The sequence below is a fragment of the Mesorhizobium sp. M4A.F.Ca.ET.090.04.2.1 genome (assembly GCF_003999085.1).
Classification (GTDB): Bacteria; Pseudomonadota; Alphaproteobacteria; order Rhizobiales; family Rhizobiaceae; genus Mesorhizobium.
This window is the reverse complement of the sequence record NZ_RZOT01000281.1, coordinates 1-7,719: the sequence shown is the minus strand read 5'-3', so window position 1 is coordinate 7,719 and position 7,719 is coordinate 1. Positions and strand designations below refer to the sequence as shown.

Genomic DNA, 7,719 nt, shown 5'->3' with positions numbered 1-7,719 from the left:
GCCCTCACCAACCAGCCGCTTCTTCTCGCCCTTCGGCCGGTTCTCGTATCTGGCGAACAGCGCATCGACCTGGTCCCACATGTCGCTGTCGACGACGCCGGGAGCGATGCCGTTGACGTTGATGCGGTGCTTGATCAGGTCGAGCCCGGCCGACTGGGTGAGCGAGATGACGGCGGCCTTGGTGGCGCAGTAGACCGCGACCAGCGGCTCGCCACGGCGGCCGGCCTGGCTTGCCATGTTGATGATCCGGCCGCCCTTGCCCCCGGCGATCATCGAACGGGCAGCCGCCTGCAGCATGAACAGCGTGCCGGCGACGTTGACCGAAAACAGCTTGTCGTAGCTCGCCCTGGTTATCTCGACGATCGGCGCGAGGTCGAAGATGGCGGCGTTGTTGATCAATATGTCGAGGCCGCCGGTCCTGGTCTCCACCGCTTTCACCGCCGCCTCGATGGAGGCCTGATCGGTGACGTCGAGCTTGACGGCGTAGGCCTTGTCGCCGATAGCGGCCGCCGTCCTTTCGGCGGCCGCCAGATCGATGTCGGCAACCGCCACTGTCGCACCCTCGCGCGCGTAGGCTTCGGCGAACGCCTTGCCGATGCCGCGCGCCGACCCGGTGATCAGCGCCGATTTGCCTTTGAGCCTCACCGGGCCATCGCCTTGCCGTCGGGCCCGAAGCGATGCAGCTTGGTCTGGTCCGGCGTCAGATAGATGGTGTCGCCATGATGGACGCCGAGCTCGCCGTCGGCGCGCACCGTCAAGGTGCCGACGCCGTCGGCCTGGACATGCAGGAAGGTGTCGGAGCCGAGATGCTCGGCGACGCCGACGGTCGCCTTCCAGTCGCCCGCCGTGGTCGAGATGTTCATGTGCTCGGGCCGGATGCCGATGGTCTTGGCGCTGTATTTCGCCGCCGGCGCGCCTTCGATCAGGTTCATCTTCGGCGAACCGATGAAGCCGGCGACGAACAGGTTCTTCGGCGTCTTGTAGAGCTCCATCGGCGAGCCGACCTGCTCGACATTGCCGGCGTTGAGCACGACGATCTTGTCGGCCATGGTCATGGCCTCGACCTGGTCGTGGGTGACGTAGATCATCGTCGTCTTGAGCTGATGATGCAGTTCGCTGATCTCCAGGCGCATGGTGCCGCGAAGTGCGGCGTCGAGGTTGGACAGCGGCTCGTCGAACAGGAACGCCGAAGGCTGGCGCACGATGGCGCGGCCAATGGCGACGCGCTGGCGCTGGCCGCCGGAGAGCTGGCCCGGACGACGCTCGAGGTAGTTGGTGAGGTTGAGCACCCGCGCGGCGTCCTTGACCTTCCTGTCGATGGTCGCCTGGTCCTCGCCCGCCATCTTCAGCGGGAAGGCGATGTTCTTGGCGACCGTCATGTGCGGATAGAGCGCATAGGACTGGAACACCATGGCCAGCTTGCGCTTGGCCGGCGCCTCGCCGGTGACGTCGCGGCCGTCGATGTTTATGGTGCCGCCGCTGGTGTCCTCCAGCCCGGCGATCAGCCTGAGCAGCGTGGACTTGCCGCAGCCCGACGGACCGACGAACACGACGAACTCGCCATCCTCGATGACCAGGTCGATGTTCGGAATGATCGTCGTCGACCCAAAGGATTTGGAGACGTTCTTGAGCGTGATGTTTCCCATGGTTTCCTCCCCGAGGGATTATTGTCCGTCGTCCGCCGCTTGCGGCGCCCTACTACTTCACCGCGCCGAATGTCAGGCCGCGCACCAGCTGCTTCTGGCTGAACCAGCCCATGATCAGGATCGGCGCGATCGCCAGCGTCGAGGCCGCCGACAGTTTGGCCCAGAACAGGCCTTGCGGGCTGGAGAAGGAGCTGATGAAGGCGGTCAGCGGCGCGGCCTCGGTGGTGGTCAGCCGGATCGTCCAGAAGGCTTCGTTCCAGGCCAGGATGATGTTCAAGAGCATGGTCGAGGCAATGCCCGGCACCGCCATCGGGGTGAGCACATAGACGATCTCGTTCCATAGCGAGGCGCCGTCCATGCGCGCCGCCTCCAGGATCTCGCCCGGGATTTCGCGGAAATAGGTGTAGAGCATCCAGACCACGATCGGCAGGTTGATCAGCATCAGCATGACCATCAGACCGACGCGGCTGTCGAGCAAGCCGGTGTCGCGGAAGATCAGGTAGATCGGGAACAGCACCGCGACCGCCGGCATCATCTTGGTGGACAGCATCCACATCAGGATGTCCTTGGTGCGCTTGGTCGGCGAGAAGGCCATCGACCAGGCCGCCGGGATGGCGATGATGAGCGCCAGGATGGTCGAGCCAACCGACAGGATCACCGAATTCAGGAAGAACTTGAAATAGCCGCTCTGCGCCTGGACCTCGGAATAGCTCTCGAACGTCCCCGAAGGGATCAGGGCGAAGCCCTGGATCGCCTCCTGCTCCGATTTGAACGAAGTGATGATCGTGTAAAGGATCGGGAAGAAGATCAGCAGGGCGACGATCCAGGCCGCCACCGTGGCGATCGTCTTGTGCTGGGTGGTGACTGCGCGTGCCATCTTATCCTCCCTTACTTATCGAGGTTCTTGCCGACTGCGCGCATGGCGAAGAAGGCGACGATATTGGCGAGAATGACGGCGATCACGCCACCGGCGGATGCCTGGCCGATTTTGAATTCGAGCAGCGCCTTCTGATAGACGAGGAAGGGCAGGTTGGTGGAGGCGTAGCCGGGGCCGCCATTGGTTGTGACCAGGATCTCGGCGTAGACCGAGAGCAGGAAGATCGTCTGGATCAGGATGACGACGGTGATGGCGCGCGACATGTGCGGCAGCGTCAGATAGATGAAGCGGCTAAGGAAGCCGGCGCCGTCCATCTCGGCCGCCTCCTTCTGCTCGCCGTCGAGCGACTGCAGCGAGGTCAACAGGATCAGCGTGGCGAAGGGCAGCCACTGCCAGGCGACGATGATGATAACGGCGGTCAGCGGATGCTGGCCGAACCAGTCGATCGGCTGGCCGCCGAAGAAGCGCGCAATATCGGCGAAGACGCCGTATTGCGGGTGCATGATCATGTTCTTCCAGACCAGCGCCGCTACCGGCGGCATGACGAAGAACGGCGAGATGACGAGGATGCGGACGATGCCTTGTCCCCACATCGGCTGGTCGATGAGCATCGCCAGGAGGATGCCGCCGACCACCGTGATCACCAGCACGCTGACGACGATGGTCAGCGTGTTGAGAATGGCCGCAAAGAATGCCGGGTTGGAGTAGAACAGCTTGTAGTTGGAGAACCAGACAAAACCGTCGCGGATCGGGTTCAGCGGATTGTATTGCAGGAACGAGAACCAGAGCGTGAAGGCCAGCGGCACGATCATCCAGACGAACAGTAGGATCACCGATGGCGCCATCATGAAGCGGGCAAGCGAACGGGTCTGCTGAGTAGCCATGACGGTCACCCTCCAAATGTCAGCCGGATTTTAGAGTTGCGTCACAATTTTCTTGATTGTGAAGGTGGCCGCCCGAACTGGGTTTCGGGCGGCCAATGCCGGTCATGATGCGCTACCGGCGTTCGGCACCGGGAGGAGCCTTACTTGATGTAGCCGCCCTCGGTCATCGCCGCGGTGGCTGCGTCCTGGGCCTGCTTCAGCGCGTCGTCGACGCTCGACTGGCCGGCGAGGGCCGCCGAGAACAGCTGGCCGACGGTGGTGCCGAGACCCTGGAACTCAGGAATGGCGACGAACTGCACGCCGACATAGGGCACCGGCTTGACCGTCGGATGCGTCGGGTCGGCCGCGTTGATGGAGTCCAGCGTCATCTTGGCGAAGGGCGCCGCCTTCTGGTACTCGGCGTTGTTGTAGAGCGAGGTGCGCGTTCCCGGCGGAACGTTGGCCCAGCCTTCCTTCGCCGCGACCAGATCGAGATAGCCCTTCGAGGTTGCCCAGGAGACGAACTTCTCGGCCGCTTCCGCCTTCTGCGTGCCGGCGGGAATTGCCAGCGACCATGCCCACAGCCAGTTGCCGCGCTTGCCCAGGCCATTGTCGGGCGCCAGCGCATAGCCGACCTTGTCGGCGACGGTGGAGTTCTTCGGGTCTGAGACGAAGGAGGCGGCGACGGTGGCGTCGATCCACATGCCGCACTTGCCCTGCTGGAACAGCGCCAGGTTCTCGTTGAAGCCGTTGGACGAGGCGCCCTCAGGACCGTCGGCCTTCATCAGGTCGACATAGAACTGCAGCGTGTTCTTCCATTCGGGCTGGTCGAACTGCGGCTTCCAGTTCTCGTCGAACCAGCGGGCGCCGAAGGAGTTCGACATGGCGGTCAGGAAGGCCATGTTCTCGCCCCAGCCGGCCTTGCCGCGCAGGCAGACGCCGTTCACGCCGTTGGCGCGGTCGGTCATCTTGTCGGCGGCCTGCTTGATGAAGTCCCAGGTCGGCGCATCGGGCATGGTCAGCCCGGCCTTCTCCATCAGGTCCTTGCGGTACATGACGAAGGAGCTCTCGCCGTAGAAGGGCGCGGCATAGAGCTTGCCGTCGACCGATAGGCCGCCAGCGATAGCCGGGATGATGTCCTTTACGTCATAGTCGTCGCCGAGCTTGTCGAGCGGCAGCAGCCAGCTCTGCTTGGCCCAGATCGGAACCTCATAGGTGCCGATGGTCATGACGTCGTACTGGCCGCCCTTGGTGGCGATGTCGGTGGTGACGCGCTCGCGCAGCACGTTTTCTTCGAGCGTGACCCAGTTCAACTGGATGTCGGGGTTCTTCTTGGTGAAGTCGTCGGTCAGCTTCTGCATGCGGACCATATCGCCATTGTTGACGGTGGCGATGGTGATGGATTCGGCATGCGCGGCGAACGCAAGGGCGCTAGCCGACAACAGGCCCAAAGTGAGCGTGCGAAGTTTCATCAAATTCCTCCCATAAACCAAAGTGAGCATTTGCCTTGGCTGTGAGCAATTACTCACTTAGCGTGAATTATGTCAAGCCGGATTCGATGCTGCAGCGCAGCACAAATGACCCATGCACCGCTGCGCGAAAGCTCACAGGCGGATGCGTTGAGAGGAGCCGGCAGAGTTTACCAGCGACGGTTTTTGGAGATCAGCCTATTGGCAGGCGATCTCGGCCAGGATCCAGTCGCGGAAGGCGCGGATTTTCGGCACGTTGCGGCGCGCCGACGGATAGACCAGCCAATAGGCATGGCCATCGTCGCCGACCAGATCGAAAGGCTGGATCAGCCGCCCGTCGGCAAGTTCGTTCTTGAACAGGGCCCTGGTGACGATCGCCACGCCCTGGCCGGCCATCGCGGCATTGGCCTCATAGGCTTGCGCGCCCATGCTGGTGCCGGGGCGATTGGCGAGCTCTTCGGCCGGGAGACCGGCGAGTGCGAACCACTCCTGCCACCAGATGTCGCCCGGATCGAGGATCGGGAGCTTGAGCAGGTCGGCCGGCTCCTTGACACCGCCGATACTTGCCGCAAGCTTGGGGCTGAGCACCGGGGTGAAATCGGCCCTGAACAGCATATGCGTTTCCACGCCCGGCCATTTGCCGCCGCCGGAACGGATGGCGATGTCGATATCTTCTCGGGCGAAATCGACGACACGGTTCGAGGTGTCGACACGCACGGCGAGCGAGGGATGCGCGACTTGGAAGGAGCCCAGATGCTGGGCCAGCCAATTCGAAGCGAAGGTGAGCAGGGTGGAGACGCAAAGCACGCCGTCGGCCCCCGCACGCGCGGCCGAATAGGCGCCGCTCAGCAGCGCAAAAGCCTCGCTGACGGCCGGCGCCAGGCGCTGACCGGGTTCGGTCAGTTCGATCTGCTTCGGCAGGCGGAGGAACAGCGGCGCGCCGATACGCTCTTCGAGCAGCTTGATCTGATAGCTGGCGGCCGCCTGCGTCATGCCAAGCTCTTCGGCGGCCTTGGTGAAGGAGAGGTGCCTGGCTACGGCCTCGAACACGCGGATCGCTTGCAGCGGCGGGAGCTGGGCAAACTGTCGGGCGGTGAGATCGGGCATAAGGCCTCTTTATGGGTCATGATCGACGTTTGATTGGAAGCATCTGCCAATCATCCCGATATTTGGGGTCGACGATCAACACAGTTCAAGCATAGCAAGGCTGACGATCATGACCACGATCCAGGAAAGACTTGTTTCTACCCCTGCGAATGGCTGGTTTTCCGTGCTGGCAAGGGAATTTTCGCGGTTGGCGCGCCGCAGGCGCAGCTATGTCGACGTCAGGGAATTGTCGCCCCATCTGCAGCGTGACATGGGTTTTCTTGATGGCAACGATCCCTGCGGACGCCACAAATAGACATCGCGATTTTATCGCCAATCAACTGGCCAGCAGCGCGGACGCCGTCCGCTCGTCGGTGATGAGGCCGTTGACCAGACGCCGGTTCACGGCGGCAAGGATGCCGGGCAATTTGCGCTCACCCATGGCGAGCGCGATGACCAGCGACCTTTCGCGCGACGGCAGCGCCGCTGAGGACACGCGGTCATTGGTTATGCCCTCGATCATGCGGCCCTCGCGGTCGAACACCCAGCCGACGATCTCGGCGATGCCGCCCGCTTTCTGCAGCGACTTCAACTCGCCCTCGGAAATGAAGCCGTCCTCATAGAGCGGGGCCTTGGGGCCGAGATCGCCGATGCCGACGAAAGTGACGTCGGCTTCCGCCGCCAGCGCCAGCGTCGGCTGGATCATCGGCTGGCTGAGCAGCATGTCCCGCTCTTCCGGCGAGGAGGCGATGACCGGCAGCGGCATCGGGAAGGAGCGTGCCTTGACTCGATCGGCCATGGTAAAGATGACGTTGTAGAAGGCGGCCGAGCCATCCGGCGAGATGTTGCCAGTTAGCGACACCACCTTGTGCTGCGGGCATTCCATCGGCGGCAGCTGCTCGATCGCCGCCTTCAGCGTGCGCCCGGTGCCGATCGCCATGACCAGGGGTTCCGGGGAACGCAGCCGCCGCTCGATTTCCGCCGCCGCCGCCTCGGCGACGCCGATCGTCGTCGAGGACGAGGTGGGATCGCTCGGCACCACTTCGACCAGATCGAGCGCGAAGCGCGATTTGAGCCGCGCCGCGAGGTCGAGGCAATTGGCGATCGGGTGGTCGACACGCACCTTGATCAGCCCTTCCGAGACCGCCAGCGACACCAGCCGCTGCGCCGTCTGGCGGGAAATGCCAAGCGTCAAGGCGATCTGGTCCTGCGTGTTGCCGGCAACATAATACAGCCAGCCGGCGCGCGCCGCGTCGTCCAACCGGTTGCTGCCGCTGTCCTGCCGCGAATTCACTTCTGCCTCCCAAACCCGCCCAACAGGGCGCGGGTACCACTAGCTTACAGGGAATGTGCCAACGCGCAATTGCCTATCGACAGGGCAATTGCCTGCACTCCCGATGCGACCTGGAATGGGGACGGCGGCAAAGGAAGGCCTGCTTGACGGTTTATCTCGGCACGCAAACCGATTATGGGGATCGGCAAAGGAGCCTTGCATGACGCCGAAAGCGGTTTTCTGGGATATGGACGGGACGCTGGTCGACAGCGAGCCGTTGCACGAGGCGGCCCTGGTGGCGGCGCTGCGCAGCGTCGGCATCGCGCCGCCGATCAATCTGCACGAGCGTGTGCTGGGCGTCGCCGCCTGGCCGGTCTACGAAATGCTGCGCGACGAATTCGGGCTCGACCTGCCCTTCGACGACTGGATCGTGCGCAAATACGATCACTATCTGCCGCTGGCCGAGACGCTGAAGCCGCGTCCGGGCGCGATCGAGATCTTCAAC

General features: G+C 63.4%; 9 protein-coding genes. 2 read left to right on the top strand and 7 right to left on the bottom strand.

The window, feature by feature from the left end; genetic code table 11:
* The 6 genes from EN781_RS19665 to gcvA form a co-directional block, all read right to left on the bottom strand.
* Positions 1 to 645 (bottom strand): L-iditol 2-dehydrogenase (locus tag EN781_RS19665; RefSeq protein ID WP_127400245.1); only part of this gene is annotated, 645 nt, incomplete at its 3' end.
* A complete protein-coding gene (locus EN781_RS19660) occupies positions 642 to 1,646 on the bottom strand; it encodes an ABC transporter ATP-binding protein (protein ID WP_126057037.1) in 1,005 nt (334 codons plus the stop codon). The genes EN781_RS19665 and EN781_RS19660, both read right to left, overlap by 4 nt.
* Before the next feature lie 52 nt (positions 1,647 to 1,698).
* Positions 1,699 to 2,523 (bottom strand): carbohydrate ABC transporter permease, encoded by an 825-nt coding sequence (locus EN781_RS19655; protein ID WP_126057038.1) that lies wholly within the window; start codon positions 2,521 to 2,523, stop codon positions 1,699 to 1,701.
* 11 nt (positions 2,524 to 2,534) lie between these two features.
* Positions 2,535 to 3,407: a sugar ABC transporter permease gene (locus EN781_RS19650; protein WP_126057039.1), complete on the bottom strand. Its 873-nt coding sequence runs from the start codon at positions 3,405 to 3,407 to the stop codon at positions 2,535 to 2,537.
* Positions 3,408 to 3,547: 140 nt separating this feature from the next.
* Complete coding sequence (locus tag EN781_RS19645; protein ID WP_126057040.1) at positions 3,548 to 4,858, bottom strand: sugar ABC transporter substrate-binding protein; 1,311 nt, start codon at positions 4,856 to 4,858, stop codon at positions 3,548 to 3,550.
* A gap of 195 nt (positions 4,859 to 5,053) precedes the next feature.
* On the bottom strand, positions 5,054 to 5,962 hold the full coding sequence (gene gcvA / locus EN781_RS19640; RefSeq protein ID WP_126057041.1) for a transcriptional regulator GcvA: 909 nt from the start codon (positions 5,960 to 5,962) through the stop codon (positions 5,054 to 5,056).
* Positions 5,963 to 6,071: 109 nt separating this feature from the next.
* Between gcvA and EN781_RS19635 the strand changes: the two genes are divergently transcribed.
* Positions 6,072 to 6,257 (top strand): hypothetical protein, encoded by a 186-nt coding sequence (locus tag EN781_RS19635; RefSeq protein WP_126057042.1) that lies wholly within the window; start codon positions 6,072 to 6,074, stop codon positions 6,255 to 6,257.
* 21 nt (positions 6,258 to 6,278) lie between these two features.
* Here the strand turns inward: EN781_RS19635 and EN781_RS19630 are convergent, their stop codons facing one another.
* Complete coding sequence (locus EN781_RS19630) at positions 6,279 to 7,235, bottom strand: sugar-binding transcriptional regulator (protein ID WP_126057043.1); 957 nt, start codon at positions 7,233 to 7,235, stop codon at positions 6,279 to 6,281.
* 199 nt (positions 7,236 to 7,434) lie between these two features.
* On the opposite strand from EN781_RS19630, the gene EN781_RS19625 reads away from it, so the two are divergent.
* Positions 7,435 to 7,719, top strand: a 285-nt coding sequence (locus EN781_RS19625; protein ID WP_145965557.1) for an HAD family phosphatase, incomplete at its 3' end; no start/stop codon positions are given.